Source organism: Sulfurimonas sp. (assembly GCF_041583195.1).
Lineage (GTDB): Bacteria > Campylobacterota > Campylobacteria > Campylobacterales > Sulfurimonadaceae > Sulfurimonas.
Genome location: NZ_JBFHGL010000005.1, coordinates 26,018 through 44,169 on the forward strand (window position 1 = coordinate 26,018; position 18,152 = coordinate 44,169).

Here is an 18,152-nt window from a genome sequence, read left to right on the forward strand (position 1 = left end):
GAAGAAGTTTACATAAAATCGGATAATTTTAGTCTTATTAACTTATAAGTAAAAAATTAACTAAGTTTTACTTAAGATTAGACTTTTGATTTTGGAGAAACATCTATATTTTTAAGCTCTGTAAACATCCCTTTTTCATACATCTCTATAGCTACACGCCCTATCATAGCTGCATTATCCGAGCAGTATTTTAACTCACTTAAAAGCAGTTCTGCACCATGTGGTTTTAACAACTCTTCTATTTGTGAGCGTAAATAAAGGTTTGCTGATGCCCCACCGACTATCGCAAATCTTTGTGGCGGGTTTGTTTTAAAATACTTTTTCAACTTTTGAGTAAGGTGTGCTGTAGCTATATGTTCAAACGAAGCGGCTATATCTTTATATTCATTTTCATTTTCTGCTTTTTCAACTGCTAAACGAACGGCATTTTTAAGTCCAGAGTAGCTAAATGCTATCAGCGGAGATTGTGATAGAGGGATCGTAAAGTTATGTTTTTTTCTATCTCCATCTTTAGCCAATTCTTGAATAAGCGGACCTCCAGGATAACCAAGTCCCATCATCTTTGCAACTTTATCAAAGCTCTCACCAAAAGAATCATCCATACTTTTAGCTACTGTTTCTATATTTTCTAAAGATTCAACCTGCATTACCTGCGTATGCCCACCTGAAACAAGCAGAACTGTACAAGGAAACTTCGTCTCTTTCTCAATGAACAAAGAGTATATATGCCCAATAAGATGGTTAACACCTATAAGTGGAATGTTTAAAGATATAGCAACAGCCTTAGCCATAGTAACACCTTCAACAAGCGTTACTGCCAGTCCAGGAGATGAAGTAACGGCAACTGCTTTTAAGTCTTTAAAATAAGGTTCGCATTCCTCTAGTATCTTTGGTAGTGCTTCTGCATGCAGACGTGCAGCAAGCTCTGGTACTACTCCACCATATACAGAGTGTTCCAACTCTTGAGAGATCTTTTTATGAAAAATCAGCTCTTTAGTTTCTATATCTGTAATAGCTATAGCACTATCATCACATGAACTCTCAATACTTAATATCATTATCTGCCCAGTTCTCTACGGATTTTTGCATCTATCTCAAAAACATCATCAATGCTTTTTGGCTCTATATCGTAAGTCTCGTAGGCATCTAAAATAGTTTTGTGAATATCTAAAAATCCGATCTCTTTATTTATAAACTTCTCTATTGCAACCTCATTTGCTGCATTAATAACAACACCACTATTTGGATTATTTAATAAATCTTCTTTGATTTCCCATACAGGATAGCGCTCTTTTTCTATTTTTCTAAATTCAAGCGAACCAACTTCCAGCAGATCCACATGCTTTAATATGTTGGAATTCATCTCTTGGTTTAGTGCATATGAGATTGGAAGTTGCATATTTGCATGGGCAAAATGTGCAGTAGTTGAGCCATCTTTAAAATCAATAAGTGCATGGATCAGTGACTTTGTCTCAATAATGGCATCATAATCACCCTCACCAAAAAGCCATCTAGCTTCTAAAAGCTCAAACATCTTATTTACCATGGTAGCTGAATCAATTGTTATCTTTTGACCCATTGACCAGTTTGGATGTTTTTGCGTATCAGCTAAAGTTGCATTTTTTAACTTAGATATATCCCACTCACGAAATGCACCGCCACTAGCTGTGATGATCATTTTTTTAACAGGTCTGTCTTGAAGAAGATACCAAAGACCGAAGTGTTCAGAGTCGATCGGTTGTATTTTAGAACTGTCTATAAAATTACCACATGCAACCAGAGACTCTTTGTTTGCTAAAGCTACTTTTTTACCGCATTCTATAGCTTTTAAAGTCGGACGAAGCCCCATAAATCCAACAAGTGCATTTACTACAAGCTCACTTTCGGAGTCTTCTATAGCTTTTAGTATATTCTCTTCGCCTGCATATACATTTGAATGATTTACATCTTGAATATCTTGATGATCTGCTATTACTACAGTTCTTGGAGAGTGTTCTTTTAATTGTTCATTTAAAAGTTTTATGTTTTTTCCAGCAACTAAAACTTCAATTTCTATTCCAAATTTTTTGGCAATTTCTAGAGTATTTACACCTATCGAACCAGTGGAACCAAGGACTATCAAATTATACTAATCCTCTTAAAAGAACAAGCATTACAACTGCACCAAACAGGTAACCGTCTATTCTATCAAGCACACCACCGTGACCAGGTAATATATCACCGCTGTCTTTTACGCCTGCAGCACGTTTTAGAGAGCTTTCATACAGATCACCAAAGATAGATATAGCCGAAACAGCCATAGAGATAACAAAAGATGTAAATAGATCAACAACTGCAAGCCCCACAAACATACCACTTAGTGTTGCAACAGCTATACCACCTGCAACCCCTTCTAAAGTCTTATTTGGGCTAGTCTCTGAAAACTTTGTTTTACCTATACTTTTACCAACACCGTATGCACCTATATCAGTCATAGCTACAACTATTAGAAGCCATGCAAGACTCGCTACACCATATTCTTGATACATTGTAAAGATAAAAAGCATCCCTGCTGTAGGATAGATAAAAGGGAGGAAATTTTTCCATTCTAGTTTTGGGTTATAAGCAACTGCAGCTGCATAAAATATACCTGCCAGTACAAACAGATCATCACCGTAAGGATAGATTAGAGTTAAAAGCCATAAACCTACTGCAAACTTAAACTCATTATCGCTTTCTACGCCATAAAGTTTTTGAGCCTCTTTAAATGCAAGTAAGTAAATACCACCAAAAACCAACCACATAACAAAAAAACTATCGATTAAGCCTATGATTATTACAGCTGCTAAAAGTGCTAAACCTGTTATTACTCTTTCTCTATCGCTAAAAACACTCATCAAAAATCCTCAAATTTGTTCTTGACAGTATAGCAAATTACACTTTAATATCTAGTTTATGTATAGGGTATTCTTCTTGAGTTTCCTCTTTTTCCTCTTCTTTATTTTTTGACTCTTCTCTTTTTGTTTCTTCGTCAGCTTCTTGACGTTGATGTTCACGATCAGGGTCTACTTGTTGGTTCTCTTCGGTAGGGCGAACCTCCATAACCTCTTTTTCTTTCTCGTTTGCAAGAGTCTGAGCCACCATATTTTGAAAGTCTACACGATTATTATGTGCATTTTGAACATTGGAAGCCGCTGCAGTCTGCTGGTTAACATAGATTGCATTTCCTATTGGTCCAATAGCCATAATAAACTCCTTTCTATCTTGTATCGACCTCTATGGTCTTATATTTGTTATACAAAACATTTGCTCCGTTTTGTATAGTTACTTCACGTCTTGGAGTATAATCGACTAAATAGCGATCTTTTGAAGTTGTCGTAAAATCAACGCATAATCTTGCAGCACTCTCAATAATATTCATAGGTACGTTTTGTTTGTCTGTTGTAATGATCACGTGAGTTGATGGGGCATCTTTTAAATGTAGCCAAATATCCCTAGCTCTGGCATTTCCTAAAAGTGTTATATTTCCTCTTTCGTTCTTTCCTAGCTGGATCTTGTAGCCCTCTACATAGAAAGTTTCAACACTATCATCAACTTTTACTTTTTTACTTTTTAACTGTTTAGGAAACAAAAGCTCTATTTTTGAACTCTCTTTTGCATCTTGAACCGTATTTATAAAAAGCTCGGTATGTTTGATCTTTGACTCTAGTGAAGCTTTTTGTATATGCAGGTTAGATGCTTTTTGTTTTGCCTTTTTACTTTTTGTAAAAAAATAATTACTTATCATAGACGGAGATGAAAAACTTTTATCTAAATCCACTTTTACAGTAGAACCGTCATAATCAAGAAGTTCTACAGAAGTACTGTAGGGCTTTATATTATGTAAATTTGATAGCACTAAATTTCCGTAATGATTAAACTGCTCTACCTCATCTTTTAAAGCATTTTCATCCTCAAGGTTTTTATACAACTTGTTTAGTTTTTTTAGCTTTTTTTCTAAAAGCGAGACCTTTTGTTTTTTAAGGCTAGATAACTTTTGAGACTGCTCTTTTTCATAAACATCATATAAAAACTTCTCCACATCTTCTAGAGGATACTCTTTTGCCTCAAATGGAGCCTGAGGTACGTCTAAAAGTTTTTGCCCCACTCTTACCTCACGAAAAGAGCTGTAAAGATCTATATGGCGCAGAGCTTCGATCACTATCATATCTTCATCTAATATGATCACGTTTGTATATTTTCCCGTAAATTCAAACTGTAAGTAAGCGATCTCCTCTTTATATGCCGAAGCTATGGTTGTTTTAAAACGGATGATCTTATCGTTGTTTACAAGCTCTACACCTTGTATGTTTGCACGTATAAATCTTTTTGCCAAAACTACATCAAATGGTGCGTTGTAAACCTTGCTTCTTGCGTAAGTCTCACATCTGAAGATCGATGAGTTTGAGCGTTGCATATTAAAGTAGATCTCTTCGTTTTTATCAAATGCAACTTTGACTATAGTGTCGCTTACTCTGTATATGGCCGATATTTTTTTAAAATTTTTAAGATAGTCTTTTATTTGTTTAAGATGTGATAGTTTCATAAATGGATTATATCTAACTATGACTTTTAATTACGCAATGGGTTTAAGCAAAATAATTTAAATTAATATATTAGATGTTCTTTTATTTGAATATATTGGCTGAGTTATATATAATGTTTGTTAAATAAATAGTTACTACTAAAAGGAAGCATCAAATGGCAGCCAAACCACATATAATATATCAATCTATGATGCTTGAAATTAAAATCAGAATTCGAGAGATCGACAGCAAGCTTGAAAATGCTGGTAATTCTCTTTCAGCACTAGATGTGGAGTTCTGTTTCTTACAGGCTAGAAAGATCGTTGAACAGATTTGTTTTTCATCGATATTGTGTGATCAACATCGTTATAAGGATTTTCGTCTAGCAGAAGGTATGACAAGTAACGATGATGTAGGTGACTATGAAAAAGATTGGAATTCAAGAGTCATATTAACTAAGTTAAAGAATATTACACCACATTTCATGCCAATTCCATTAGGTGAAAATACAAGATCTAATAATGTGAATCATTTTAAAAAAGCTGATGTTAACACTACACATACAAAACTAATAAATATTTACAAAAAATGTGGTTCGTTTCTTCATATTCCAAAACCTTTTGGTGAAGACTATGAAACGTATATCAATAAACAAAGGAATCGTTATAAGCAAGCGACTGAAACAATTCATGATTATAGCAATTATTTTAAAGATTTACTTTGGTGTCATGCCGCTGTCAGCTTGGAATATAGTGGCTCACCAGAAAGTCTTGAAGCTTTAGAAAATGCAAATCCTAAAACAGTATGGTTAGTAAATTTTGAGGACTACGAAAGTGATAATGTTTCTATTGTATTGGCTCATGCAAATTAATTTCATAACAAAACCTGAGAAGATCAATTAAAAGATTTGCACAGTTAATATGATTCGAACTTTTTTGTTATAATTTCAAAATATTTTTAAAAGGAACTGCTTGTGCATGTAAGAGGCTTTGGTCGTAATTACTTTTCACTTATCGCTATTCAAGCCTATGTGTCTTTGCAAAAAGTTGCAGCACTAAGCACTTCCGTATCTACTCTTAGTGGAAAACCACTTACTATAAAGATAGCTTCACCACCTTCAAAATAATTTTTTCCAACACAAAACAAAAATATTTACAGGATTAAATTATGAATAAAACAATAAAACTATCAATGGCGTGTGCTGCACTTTCAACTTCTATCTTTGCCGAGGCAGTTGATCTTGGAGATATCACAGTAACGAGTGCTACAAAATCTAAACAATCGATCAAAGACGTAACTTCAAACATGGAAGTGATCACTTCAGAAGAGATCGAGGAGAGACACTACACAACAGTATCTGAAGCTCTAAACTCACTGTCAGGAATGAGCTTTACACAAAACGGCGGATTTGGAAAATCTACTTCGGTAATGTTACGTGGGTTTGACTCAAAAAGGGTTCTTGTTCTGATTGATGGGATCAGATACAACGATCTTACAGGTTTAAGCGGTGCGCCGTTTGAGCATCTGATGATCAGCGATATTGAACGCATAGAGGTTGTAAAAGGTGCACAGTCTGGTATATGGGGTGCTGATGCAAGTGCAGGTGTTATAAACATAATCACAAAAAGTGCAAAACAAGGACTTCAAGCTTCAGCTAATGCAGAGTACGGAAGTTTTGATACAAGAAAATATGGTATGAACGCATCATTCAAAGATGACAACTACTACGTAAAAGCAAGTGTTCAAAAAGTTAAAACCAACGGGTTCTCCGCTCAAGCTCCATACGGTGAAGATCTGGACAATTACGAAAGAGACGGATACAAAAACATAACGTCAAATATCAAACTTGGGTTTAATATAAATGAAACAAACAAAATAGATATTTCACATACAGATATAAATGCAGAGAACGAGTACGACGGATACAACGATCCGTTTGCAGAAAATACTTCTACGACGGATGATACATTTTCAAAAATCAACTTTAATCATATAGACAGTTTTAATGAACTTGACATCTATGCAAAAAGATCAGTTTTTGACAGAGAGTATTCAGGTACAGAGTATGACGGTGATGTGTATGAGTACGGTTTAAAATCAAATATTGGCTACAGAGAAAAAGACTTTCTAGTAGTTGGAGGAGATTATAAATCTTACGAGCATAAGAACAATTTCGATAAAAAGTACAACAATAAGGCTGTCTTTATTACAAACAGCAACCATTTTGACAAGACGATTATTACTGAATCTGTAAGATACGATAAATATGACAAGTTCAAAAGTAAAACAACAGGTAAACTTGGAGTTAAACATAGTTTTATTGATGATCTATCTCTAAGTGCAAACTATGGTACATCTTACAATGTGCCGACTTTGTATAATCTATATTCACCTTACGGTAATGAAAACATTACCCCTGAGAATACAAAATCATACGATATTTCCATTGAATACAAATCTATAAAAATCACTTATTTTCATAGTACCATTGAAGATATGATAGATTTTGATACAGGAACGTTTACATATGCGAATATAGCAGGAAAATCTATCATTAAAGGTTGTGAAGTAGAGTATCAAGATGAAGTTTTTGAAAACCTGTTTGTTAATGCAAACTACACATATTTAGATGCTAGAGACAAAAATGAAAAACTACTTTATAGACGCCCTCAAAATAGCGTAAAAGCATCTGTAGATTATTACGGTGTAGAAGATCTTCACCTTGGTATAAACGGCGAGTATGTAGGTAAAAGAGTTGAGTATGCTTATGGAGGCTATGAAATAGACGCACAAACAGGAAGATACACGCTTGTAAATATGGTAGCAAACTACGACATCAATAAAAATCTTCTTATATATGCTAAAATTGATAATCTGTTTGACAAGTACTACCAAGTCGTAGACGGATACGCTACGGCTGAGCGTAGTGGCTATATTGGACTCAAGGTTAAATATTAATGTTTAAACTTTTACTGCTTCTTTTTAGTGTCGTAAATCTCTTTGCAATAGAGAGAGTCGTGACCTTGTCACCCTCTTTAAACGAGATCGTCTTTGCTCTTGGCAAGGGTGATAGCGTTGTAGGAAATACAGAGTACTGCAAGTACCCAAAAGAGTCTTTAAAAGTTGCTAAAGTTGGAGGTTACTTCAACCCCTCGCTTGAGAAAATTATGGCACTAAATCCCACTTTGGTGCTGATGCAGCAAAACAATTTCAAGCTAAACCAAAAGCTAAAACAACTCGGCATTAAGACAAAGATCGTAAAAATAGACAAGCTAAAAAGTATTAGAAAAACTATACTAGAGATCGGTGAGCTTCTAGGTGAATCAAAAAAAGCAAAAGATATTGTAAAAAACATAGATACTGAGCTAAAAAATCTGAAAAATATAACAAAAGACAAAAGAATTTTAATCGTTATGGGACACAATACATCCTTAGCTTCTAGAATATTTGTAGCTGGACAAAACCTTTACTTTGACGACATCATAAACGAAAGCGAAAACACAAACGCACTTCAGAGCAAAAGAAAAGGTCAGCCGATGCTGAATATGGAAAACCTTATTGCTACTAACCCTGATATTGTTATACTTCTTGCTCACTCTATGCATGAAAAAAATCTTACAAGAGATGAGCTAATAGATCCTTGGCTGGAGTTGCCGATAAGTGCTGCAAAAACCAAGTCCGTGTATATTGTAGACAAACTTTACGCGGGAATTCCAAGTGACAGACTTGTGTTGTTTTTAAAAGACTTTAGGGAGATACTTAATGATTATAAAAACAATAACTAAACTAACGTTATTACTAACTATCTCTTTTGTTATTCTTAGTGCCAACTCACTAGATAAGTGCAAAAACAAAAGAATAATCTCCCAAAGCCCTTATATCACTCACGCACTTGATTTTTTCGGTATGAAAGAGTGTATAGTGGGTGCAAGTATATATGATGAGCAGGTAGATCCCTATCTGCCAAGAACCGGCAAAGTGTTTGTACCTGACAAAGATGCTATAGCAAAACTAAAACCTGATTTTATATTCACATCTGACTGGACTAAAAAAAGCGTAATGGCAGACATTACGTCAAAAGGTGCAAAAACATTTATGCTTCACGGATTTCAATCTATGGAGCAGGTTGAGAACAATCTATATGTAATTGGCAATGTTTTAAAGATCAAAGAGTTTCAAAACAAAGTTAAAAACTTCTCAAAAGAGTGGAGAGATTTAGCACGCAGTATTAAGCATAAAAACAAAAAAGTGCTTCTTATGTCGGCTTGTTCACACGATCCTTATTCATACGGTACAAATACATACCTTGGAGATATGTTTTCAGAGGCTGGGTTTGACGTGGTTGATAAAAGCAATAAGGTAAAAATATTTCACATTTCAAAAGATAAAAACGAGCTCGATGAGTTTATAAAAGAGTTCAAACCTGATTTTATATTTGGATTTGTACCATATACTCAAGCAAATGTTTGTTCAGTACTTGAGACAAACAAAAAGCTTCCGATCATATACCTAAACGGTGATAAGTTCTTACACCCTGCTCCAACGCTTTTAGATGGGCTTAAAGAGCTAAAATCAAAAGAGAACGAGTACTAAGATGTTAAAAATATCTGACTTTAGCAACTCTATATTAGCTAACATTGATTTTCATATAAAAGAGGATGAAAACCTGATAATTCTGGGCTCAAACGGTGCCGGAAAATCAACATTGGCTAAAGTATTGTGTGGAATTACTCACTCAGAGAGTGTAGAAATATTTTCACATGCGTTAGAGAGCTTAAATGCCAAACAAAGAGCAGAGTTTATAAACTACATACCTCCTAAGTTAGAGATATTTGATGAGTATATCTCGCTTTATGAATATCTGGAGCTTAGCAAACTATATTCAGAGTTCAGCATAGACGATGTGGTATCTTTGCTTGGTCTGGATGAATTAAAAGAGAAACAATGCATAAAACTAAGCAGTGGTGAACAACAGCTCACTATGCTTGCATCATCACTACTTCATAATGCAAAACTGACTATTTTTGATGAACCGACATCAAACCTTGATCCGCAAAAAACACGCAGAGTATATGAGATCTTAAAAAGCAACAAACTGCAAAACAGGATCATAATCACACATGATCTAAACCTTGCACATAAACTCGGTTATAAAATTCTTTATATTCAAAATGGAAAAATAGAGTTTTTTGATACGAACGAGAAATTTTTTGAAGAAAAAAATCTTTACAAGTTTTTTGGCTCAAGCATCATACATGTAGATGATTTTTTTATGGTGGACCTATGAGATATCTGTTTATACTTTTATCACTTTTTATTGTAGCCGTTGCTCCCTTTTTTGGTCAAATTGAGATAAGCCTCTCAAATATAAACGACATTGCCTCGATGGATTATAAACTCTTTTGGGATCTAAGACTTCCGCGCGTAGTTGTAGCTTTTTTTACGGGTGCACTTTTAGGTCTTAGCGGTCTTTTATTTCAATCACTATTTAGAAACCCTATGAGTACACCTTTTACGCTCGGTGTTGCAAGCGGAGCTACTCTTGGAACTGCCTTTGCCATAGTTTTTGGGTATATCTCACTAGTAGCTATGTTTGGATTTTTCGGGGCAATACTGACTATAGTGATTCTATTTACGATCACTTCAAGACTTAAAGCCTATGAAACCTCATCACTTCTTTTAGTGGGAATTGCGCTTTCATTCTTTTACTCTGCAGCTTTAATGATACTCTTTTACATCAGTGATGAAACTCAAAGCTATGAGATAGTTCGCTTTACTATGGGAAGCTTGGATATTGTAGGACTAGATCATACTATGCCTGTAGTTATAGCATCTGCCCTGCTTTTAGCCCTGTCACTAAAATACAAGCGTGAGATAAAGCTTCTGCTTACATCTTATGACAATGCATTTTTAAAAGGGATCGAGGTTAAAAAGATCAATACAATCTTACTTATCTCAGTCTCTATCGGTATAGGCGTAGCCGTAAGCATAACGGGACCTATCGGTTTTGTCGGGCTTATAGTTCCGCATATACTAAAGACTATCTACAAACAAAGCGCAGACAAACTGCTCTTTATTACCTTTTTTTACAGCGGAATATTTTTGGTATTTTGTGATCTAATCTCAAGAAACTTAGGCACTAGCTCAGACATCCCAATAGGTGTCATAACTGCATTTTTAGGTGGACCGTTTTTTATCTACTTACTGATCAGAAGGAGAAGAGCATGAGAGCACTCTGCGTATCTGCCGTAGCTTCAAACCAAGGAAAAACCGTTTTAACAATGGCACTGCTGAATCATTTTAAAAACTCGGTAAGACCTTTTAAAATAGGACCGGATTTTATAGATCCGCTATTTCATAAAAAGATCTCAAATACGCCATCTGTGAATCTGGACAGATTTATGATGGATGATGAACAGCTAAAGTGGATGTTTGAGCATTACTCAGACAAAGATATATCTATTTGCGAAGGTGTTATGGGTTTTTATGATGGAATGGACAAAGGAAGCAGTGCATATGATTTGAGTAAGCTTTTAAATATCCCGACTATTCTTATTTTGGATGGAAGTTCTAGCTACATTACTATCAGTGCCGTTTTAAAAGGTCTAGTTAGCTACAAAGAGGACAATACAATAAAAGCCGTAGTTCTAAACAAGATCTCATCACATGGTCATTTTGAGCTAATCAAAAACCAAATAGAAAAAGATCATGATAACATCGTTGTTCTTGGCTGGATTGAGAAAAACATCCCGTCTTTGAGTGATACTCACCTAGGACTTGATCTAAAAGATATGGAAAAAATAGATGAGATCTCAAAAGAGGTCTTAAAACATATAGATACTGCAAAAGTGTTAGAGATTGCGTCTGAATTTTCTATGCCAAAAGCACAAGATTACCCTTTTGAAAAATTAGAGAAGCAGAATAAAAAGATAGCCATAGTTAATGATGAAAACTTCTCATTTTTGTACCATGACAACAAAGAGTTTTTAAAAGAAAGCTTTGAAGATGTGTTAATTATAGACTCTACCAAAGATGAAGAGATCCCAAGTGATACTGACATAGTCTATATTGTCGGGGGTTATGTAGAAGATGAGAAAAACTACGACAAAGTTAAAGACTCAAAACGCTTTAGAGACTCACTTATAAAACACTCAAAAACTAAAACCATATATGCCGAATGTGCAGGTCTGCTTTATCTCTCAAACAGAGTTGATAACAAAGAGATGAGCGGTATTTTAGATCTGGACTTTACACTTCATGGTAGGTTTCAAAGAATGGGTTACTACTACTCAAAAGAGCTTGATGCAAAGGGACATTCTTTTCACTATACAAATGTAGTAGATCCAAAAAACGGTACAGACATAATCTCAAAAGAGAAAAACGGTGAAGGTACAGTAGGGAGTTGGGAAAAAGATAAAGTATTTGGAACTTACCTGCATACGATGCTTAGATGTAACACTGAACTGATAAAGAAGAAGTTTTTATGTTAGAAGCTGATCTACTACTAAAACTCATGCAAAGCAGACGCGATGTAAGAGGGAACAGTTTTTTAGACAAAAGAATTGAAAAAGAGAAACTGGAGATGATACTCAAAGCCGGTATCTCAGCTCCGTCTGTGGGCTACTCTCAGCCTTGGAAATTTATAGTTATAGATAATGAGCGGGTAAAAAACGAGATACATGAAAACTTTGCCATCGAGAATGAAAAGGCAAAGCAGATTTTTGAAAAAAGTGAATTATATAAAAACCTGAAACTAGAAGGGATAAAAGAAGCCCCTCTAAACATAGCCGTGCTTTACGAAGATAGCAATGAAGATATTTTGGGGATGACTAGTATGTCAAGTATGGGTGAGTACAGCGTAGTTTGTGCAGTTGAGAATATGTGGCTGATGGCAAGAAGTTTAAATATCGGTCTTGGATGGGTTAGCATCTTGGATGAGCAAAAAATACTAAAAAGTATAAAAGCTCCAAAGAACCATAAACTGATCGCATATCTTTGCCTTGGATATGTGGATGGCTTTAAAGATGAACCTGAACTAAAAACTCTCAGATGGAAAGAAGAGAAAAAACTTAATGAGTGTGTTGAGTATATATGTTAAGATCTAATTTTGGAGAAGTGTAAACGTGGGCATAAAAACAAAACTAACTCTAAAAGAGTTAAATGATATCTTTGAAGGTTATAACTTTATCTCTATAGAGGCTACTCTATACGGTGTTATCGATACTACCTATATTGCCAGTACACAAACAGATGATTACATCATAAAAAAGTATGAGAGAGATATAAAAGACAGAATTGAGACAGATAAAAAACTCTTAGAGCATTTAAAGCTGTCCGGTTTAAATGTACCTGCTTTTTTAGAGGAAAAAAACGGCTGGTATATATATGAAAAGCTCTCAGGCGATGTTCCAAAGGGTACGACTACTGCTCATATACAAGCTCTTGCAAGACTTTTAAGCGATCTGCATAGAGCTACACATAAAAGAAGTTTTCCAAATCCATTTTTAGAAAGCTGTGAAGTAAAACAAAGTTTAAAATACATAAAATCAAATTATTACCACTACTTCAAAAAGTTTCAACATCTATATGATTTTGATATGCCAAATGACGGGCTGATCCACGGTGATATTTTTAAAGACAACACCGTTTTTGATGAAAATAAAATCGGTATTTTTGATTTTATAGATTCTGGTTATGGAAGTTTTTTATTTGACTGCGGTGTGGCACTTACTGGTTTTGGGGTAAAAAGCACAAACAACTATTATATAAACCTCTTTTTAAATACTTACAACCAAAAAGCCCCTAAAAAACTGAAAAAGTCTGAGCTTATAAACGAGATGGAACTGGCTTCTAAATTTTACACCCTGCTTAGAATCTATAGAAATCAAAATATAAACAATGCAAAAGAGTTGTTATGAAGCACGGCGCAAATATATATAAATACGCTAAAGTAGCTAACTGTAAAGTAGATGAGATTATAGACTTCTCATCAAACATAAATCTTTACCAGCCAAAATGTAAGGTAAAAACGACAAATGATCTGATTGTGAAATACGGGGATACTTCTTATAAAGATCTCAAAAAAATCATCTCTAAAAACTACGGCGTGAAAAAAACTCAGATCTCACTTTTCAACGGTGCTACATCTGCGATCTTTGCCCTGCTGAACTCTTTAAAACTAAACAAGGTTTATCTATATGTCCCGCTTTATGGAGAGTATGAAAAAGCGATCCCTAAAACTGCTAAGATCAAGAAGATAGATCGTTTTAAAAATATTTATAAAACGCCAGAAAAAAACTCAACCGTCATATTTGTAAACCCCTCTACTCCCGATGGAAAATATTATGACTTAAAAAAACTCTTTAAGATCTGGCAAGAACAAAACTGCACCGTAATTTTAGACGAGTCTTTTTTAGAGTTTGAAAATCTGCCATCACTTCGTCAAGAGATTAACAACTATAAAAAGCTCTACATTATCCAGTCTTTTTCAAAGTTTTTCTCTTGTGCTGGAGTTAGGATCGGAGCCGTATTTTCAGACAAGGCAAATATAAAAAAACTAAAACAGCCGATCTGGAATCTGTCATCGTTTGATGCAGAGTTTTTAACACAAAGGCTTAATGACAAAAAGTTTGTAAAAAAAACAAGAGAGCTTCACAAAAAGCAGAAAAAAGAGCTAAAAAAGACACTTAAAAACTCCAAGCTGTTTTCTAAAGTATACGAGAGCGATTCAAACTTTTTTCTTGTAAAAAACACCAAAAAAACTCTTTTCAAATATCTTTTAAAACACAAAATTTTAGTTCGTACCTGCGGCAGTTTTGATAATTTGAGTGATAATTATCTGCGCTTTGCGGTTAAAGATAAAGTATCGCATAAAAAACTAAAAGAGGCGTTGAGAGAGTTTCATGATTAATATAACAATTGCTATCTTTGCGTATTTGATCGATAGAAAATTCGGCGAGTTCAGATCTATAAAACACCCTGTTATTATATTTGGAGAGATGATAGAGTTTTTTGAAAAACATTTTTACAAAGACAGTGTAAGCAGAGGTGCGCTACTTGTTATTTTTATGCTTTGCGTAGTTGGAACGATCGCAATTTTAATCCAGCTATACATTGAGTCTTTGGGATGGTTTTTGAACATACTTATAACATCAGTTTTAGCTTCTATATTTGTAGCTCACAATATGCTTATAGAAAGCGTAAAAAATGTGCTAAGTGCAGAAGATAAAAAGCAAGCCATATCTATGCTAGTTTCGCGCGATACTGAGCATATGAGCGAGAGTGATATCTACAAAGCTTCGATCGAGACCTATGCAGAAAATCTCAGCGATGGTGTTATAGCTCCTTTGTTTTATCTTCTGTTTTTCGGATTATTCGGGATCGTTATTTACAAGGTTATAAACACTATGGATTCTATGGTCGGATACAAAAATGAGATATATATAAACTTTGGAAAAGTTGCAGCGCGCTTGGACGATCTTGTAAACTACATACCTGCTCGTATAACCGCAGTTTTAATCATGCTTAGCTCTTACGATGCAAGGGAAAAATACGGAACATTAGGTTTTTACAAAGATGGAGAAAAACACGAAAGCCCAAACGCAGGACATCCGATCACTGCTATGGCTTTGGTACTCGAAGTGAAACTAGGCGGTGATACTTACTACTTTGGTAAACTAAAACATAAACCCTACTTCGGCGAGGGACGTGAAAACATAACAAAAGAGGATGTGCAAAATGCCTTACAAATCTTGGTTTGATGAACATACAAGTAAGCATAAAAAGATAGTAGATAAACTGCTTCAAAAAAACTTCACTACTGAAGAAATAATTGAATATTTTGACTTTGAGAACATGGTAGAGATGGAGAAAGATTTTTGTCCACTTTATGAGAAAAATAAAAAATGCCACGATATGAAAAAATTAAACTGCTACCTTTGTGCATGTCCGAATTTTCGTTTTAACGACAATGGAATTGAGAAAATAGATGATAAAACAAAATATAGCTACTGCTCAATTAATTCTAAAAAAGGTGAACTTGGCACTTACGGAGATGCAATCCACCAAAACTGTTCAGGTTGTGACGTACCACATGTTAAAAAGTATGTAGAAGATAAGTTTGATATAGATTGGAAGAAAATTATGAAAGAGTGTGATTTAGATGAATAACCTAAGCATTTTCGGAACAAGCTCAGACGCAGGAAAGTCAACTCTAAGTTTTGCGATCACTTATCTGCTTCATAAACGCGGTATTAAAGTAGCACCGTTTAAAGCTCAAAATGTCTCAAACAACTCACAAGTTACAGATGCAGGCGGTGAAGTTGCGATCCCTCAGTATTTTGCCGCAGAGGCTATTGGTATGAAAACTACTCCAGATATTAATCCTATCCTTTTAAAGTCAGGTTCAAAAAACTCTACACACCTGATCATTAACGGTAAAAGTGTCGGAGACAAAGACGTACTTTCTTACTACCGAGATATCGGCACTTTAAAACCTGTTGCAAAAAAAGCTTTTAAAACATTAAGTAAAAAGTATGAGTGTATAGTTGCCGAGGGTGCTGGAAGTCCGGTTGAGTTAAACCTGATGGAGAAAGATCTCTCAAATATATACATAGCCAAAAAGTTTAACACCAAGATCATACTGGTTGCAGACATCGAGCGCGGTGGAGTATTTGCATCTATATACGGTGTGTATAAACTTTTGCCAAAACAGCTTCGTAAAAATGTCATAGGTGTTATTGTAAATAAATTTCGTGGGGATTCATCGCTTTTTGATGAGGGGATAAAGATCATTGAAAAAGACTTTGGTATAAAGGTGCTCGGAGTAGTTCCATACAAAACTTTCAACCTTGGCTTTGAAGATTCTCAGTCGATCATGGGTTATGTTCAAGATACAAAAAAAGCCAAAATTAAAGTCGGAGTTGTAAAACTCCCTCATATATCAAACTTTACAGATTACGAACCACTTGTGGCAGATGAGGAGTTAGAACTTAGTTTTATACAAAATGTTAGCGAGTTATCATCATGTGATGTGGTTGTTTTACCAGGGAGCAAACGTGTTGTAGATGATTTGGAGTGGCTAAACACAAACTGCTTTTCAAAACAACTTACAAACACAAACAAAACAGTTATCGGTATCTGTGGTGGTTATGAGATGATGTTTGAGAACATAATAGACGCAGAAGCGATTGAAACCGATAATAAAAGCACAAAAGCTCTTGGAATTTTTAAAGGCAAAGTTGAGTTTAAAAAAGAGAAAATTGTTAAAAAAGGCAAGTATGAGATCTTTGGTTCAAAAGTTAAAGGCTATGAGATCCATAATGGAGTTAGCAAAGATCTTCATATGCAAAAAAATAACTACTACGGTACATTTATACACGGGCTATTTGATAACGACAAGATAAGATATAAAATTTTTAATCAAGTAGATCCAAACTATAAAGGATATAATTTCAAAAAGTACAAAAAACAAACAATTGAAGATTTTACTTCACATATTGATACTCATATAGATATGGAATATATATTAAAAAAATTATAGGAGACTTTTTGACAACAAAAAATATTTTTACAAATGAATTAGATTCACTGCCGGATGGAAAAGCAGACTTTTTACTGGCAGCTTCAGTTACAAATACATGTAAGATAAAAGGTATTACTCAAGCAGGTATTCCGGGCCTAATTCCGCTTACTCCAACTCTAGATGCAGAGTTTATAGTAAATGAAAAAGTATATTCTATAGACGAAGTTGCAGAGACTCCAACAGGTGTTCCTACTCCTGCACTGATGACAAGAGCTGTACACAATTTAGATCCTTTTGAATCTATTGAAATTTTAGATTTAGGACTTACTACAAGTCCGAAGAACACTGTAACTCATCAGTTTAATATCCATCCATCTCAAGCTATAAACGAAGGTGCAAATATAGATGCTAAAGAGATCTTTGCAAAAGGTATGGAATTTGGAAGAAAGTATGAACTAAAAGGAAATTATCTGATACTAGGTGAGAGTACGCCAAGTGGTACTACGACAGCAGCTGCATCCATACTTGCACTTGGATATGATGCTAGAGGATGCTTTTCATCAAGTTTCAAAGATGTACCTAAAGATATAAGAGAAAAAACAATAGATGAAGCACTATCACTTATAAACGACGATATGTCAAACTTTGAAAAACTTGGAATTGTAAGTGACAATATGCTCCTCTTCTGTGCTGGCTTTTTACTTGAAGCTACGAAAAGATTTCACGTAGTTTTAGGAGGCGGTACACAGATGGCGGCTTGTCTTCTTATAGCCGATAAAGTACGCGAGGATGTTTTGATGCAGCTTAATTCTAAAAATCTCACACTTGCTACTACTGCTTGGGTTGCAGACGATAAAAACTCAGATATCAAAAAACTTCTCTCACATCTAAGCTACACTCCCCATGCCGTATATACTAAGATGAGTTTTGCGGATGCTGAGATACCTGTACTTAAAAAATATGATGAAGGTGAAGCAAAAGAGGGTGTTGGAGCAGGTGCGGCACTAGCATATGCAAATGCAAACAAGCAAGCGAATAAAAGTGTTGTTGATGCAGTTGAACTTGTGATGTATGGGATGATGTAA

At 34.9% G+C, this 18,152-nt stretch carries 20 protein-coding genes; 15 read left to right on the forward strand and 5 right to left on the reverse strand.

Going from position 1 to position 18,152, the window contains the following annotated elements; translation table 11 throughout:
- Positions 1-77: 77 nt before the first annotated feature.
- Genes tsaD through ABZA65_RS06045 form a run of 5 tightly spaced genes read right to left on the reverse strand, consistent with a single transcriptional unit; the run spans position 78 to position 4,564 of the window.
- Positions 78-1,058, reverse strand: coding sequence for a tRNA (adenosine(37)-N6)-threonylcarbamoyltransferase complex transferase subunit TsaD (tsaD, locus tag ABZA65_RS06025; RefSeq protein WP_373071693.1), 981 nt, complete (start codon positions 1,056-1,058; stop codon positions 78-80).
- Positions 1,058-2,122 carry a 1-deoxy-D-xylulose-5-phosphate reductoisomerase gene (dxr, locus tag ABZA65_RS06030; RefSeq protein WP_373071695.1) on the reverse strand — a complete coding sequence of 355 codons (1,065 nt, stop codon included), beginning with the start codon at positions 2,120-2,122 and terminating at the stop codon, positions 1,058-1,060. The genes tsaD and dxr overlap by 1 nt, the downstream gene beginning before the upstream one ends.
- 1 nt (position 2,123) lies before the next feature.
- Positions 2,124-2,876: a phosphatidate cytidylyltransferase gene (locus ABZA65_RS06035; RefSeq protein WP_373071697.1), complete on the reverse strand. Its 753-nt coding sequence runs from the start codon at positions 2,874-2,876 to the stop codon at positions 2,124-2,126.
- Positions 2,877-2,913: 37 nt separating this feature from the next.
- Complete coding sequence (locus ABZA65_RS06040; protein WP_373071699.1) at positions 2,914-3,225, reverse strand: hypothetical protein; 312 nt, start codon at positions 3,223-3,225, stop codon at positions 2,914-2,916.
- A gap of 13 nt (positions 3,226-3,238) precedes the next feature.
- Positions 3,239-4,564 carry an NFACT family protein gene (locus ABZA65_RS06045; RefSeq protein ID WP_373071701.1) on the reverse strand — a complete coding sequence of 442 codons (1,326 nt, stop codon included), beginning with the start codon at positions 4,562-4,564 and terminating at the stop codon, positions 3,239-3,241.
- Positions 4,565-4,719: 155 nt separating this feature from the next.
- On the opposite strand from ABZA65_RS06045, the gene ABZA65_RS06050 reads away from it, so the two are divergent.
- The 15 genes from ABZA65_RS06050 (at position 4,720) to ABZA65_RS06120 (ending at position 18,152) form a co-directional block, all read left to right on the forward strand.
- Positions 4,720-5,415 (forward strand): hypothetical protein, encoded by a 696-nt coding sequence (locus ABZA65_RS06050; protein WP_373071703.1) that lies wholly within the window; start codon positions 4,720-4,722, stop codon positions 5,413-5,415.
- Between the two features lie 102 nt (positions 5,416-5,517).
- Positions 5,518-5,670 carry a hypothetical protein gene (locus ABZA65_RS06055; protein WP_373071705.1) on the forward strand — a complete coding sequence of 51 codons (153 nt, stop codon included), beginning with the start codon at positions 5,518-5,520 and terminating at the stop codon, positions 5,668-5,670.
- A gap of 41 nt (positions 5,671-5,711) precedes the next feature.
- On the forward strand, positions 5,712-7,502 hold the full coding sequence (locus ABZA65_RS06060; RefSeq protein WP_373071707.1) for a TonB-dependent receptor plug domain-containing protein: 1,791 nt from the start codon (positions 5,712-5,714) through the stop codon (positions 7,500-7,502).
- The gene (locus ABZA65_RS06065; RefSeq protein WP_373071709.1) at positions 7,502-8,329 is read left to right on the forward strand and encodes an ABC transporter substrate-binding protein; all 828 of its coding nucleotides are present in this window, start codon (positions 7,502-7,504) and stop codon (positions 8,327-8,329) included. The genes ABZA65_RS06060 and ABZA65_RS06065 overlap by 1 nt, the downstream gene beginning before the upstream one ends.
- Positions 8,307-9,137 (forward strand): ABC transporter substrate-binding protein, encoded by an 831-nt coding sequence (locus ABZA65_RS06070; RefSeq protein WP_373071711.1) that lies wholly within the window; start codon positions 8,307-8,309, stop codon positions 9,135-9,137. The genes ABZA65_RS06065 and ABZA65_RS06070 overlap by 23 nt, the downstream gene beginning before the upstream one ends.
- A gap of 1 nt (position 9,138) precedes the next feature.
- Positions 9,139-9,831, forward strand: coding sequence for an ATP-binding cassette domain-containing protein (locus ABZA65_RS06075; RefSeq protein ID WP_373071713.1), 693 nt, complete (start codon positions 9,139-9,141; stop codon positions 9,829-9,831).
- The gene (locus ABZA65_RS06080; protein WP_373071715.1) at positions 9,828-10,772 is read left to right on the forward strand and encodes a FecCD family ABC transporter permease; all 945 of its coding nucleotides are present in this window, start codon (positions 9,828-9,830) and stop codon (positions 10,770-10,772) included. The genes ABZA65_RS06075 and ABZA65_RS06080 overlap by 4 nt, the downstream gene beginning before the upstream one ends.
- Complete coding sequence (locus tag ABZA65_RS06085; protein ID WP_373071717.1) at positions 10,769-12,034, forward strand: cobyrinate a,c-diamide synthase; 1,266 nt, start codon at positions 10,769-10,771, stop codon at positions 12,032-12,034. The genes ABZA65_RS06080 and ABZA65_RS06085 overlap by 4 nt, the downstream gene beginning before the upstream one ends.
- A complete protein-coding gene (bluB, locus tag ABZA65_RS06090) occupies positions 12,028-12,642 on the forward strand; it encodes a 5,6-dimethylbenzimidazole synthase (protein WP_373071719.1) in 615 nt (204 codons plus the stop codon). Before ABZA65_RS06085 ends, bluB begins: the two co-directional genes overlap by 7 nt.
- Positions 12,643-12,667: 25 nt before the next feature.
- Positions 12,668-13,462: a phosphotransferase gene (locus tag ABZA65_RS06095; protein WP_373071721.1), complete on the forward strand. Its 795-nt coding sequence runs from the start codon at positions 12,668-12,670 to the stop codon at positions 13,460-13,462.
- Complete coding sequence (locus tag ABZA65_RS06100) at positions 13,459-14,454, forward strand: aminotransferase class I/II-fold pyridoxal phosphate-dependent enzyme (protein ID WP_373071723.1); 996 nt, start codon at positions 13,459-13,461, stop codon at positions 14,452-14,454. The genes ABZA65_RS06095 and ABZA65_RS06100 overlap by 4 nt, the downstream gene beginning before the upstream one ends.
- Positions 14,447-15,304, forward strand: coding sequence for an adenosylcobinamide-phosphate synthase CbiB (gene cbiB / locus ABZA65_RS06105; RefSeq protein ID WP_373071725.1), 858 nt, complete (start codon positions 14,447-14,449; stop codon positions 15,302-15,304). Before ABZA65_RS06100 ends, cbiB begins: the two co-directional genes overlap by 8 nt.
- The gene (locus ABZA65_RS06110; protein ID WP_373071727.1) at positions 15,282-15,713 is read left to right on the forward strand and encodes a hypothetical protein; all 432 of its coding nucleotides are present in this window, start codon (positions 15,282-15,284) and stop codon (positions 15,711-15,713) included. Before cbiB ends, ABZA65_RS06110 begins: the two co-directional genes overlap by 23 nt.
- Positions 15,706-17,085, forward strand: coding sequence for a cobyric acid synthase (locus tag ABZA65_RS06115; RefSeq protein ID WP_373071729.1), 1,380 nt, complete (start codon positions 15,706-15,708; stop codon positions 17,083-17,085). Before ABZA65_RS06110 ends, ABZA65_RS06115 begins: the two co-directional genes overlap by 8 nt.
- 8 nt (positions 17,086-17,093) lie before the next feature.
- Complete coding sequence (locus ABZA65_RS06120; protein ID WP_373071731.1) at positions 17,094-18,152, forward strand: nicotinate-nucleotide--dimethylbenzimidazole phosphoribosyltransferase; 1,059 nt, start codon at positions 17,094-17,096, stop codon at positions 18,150-18,152.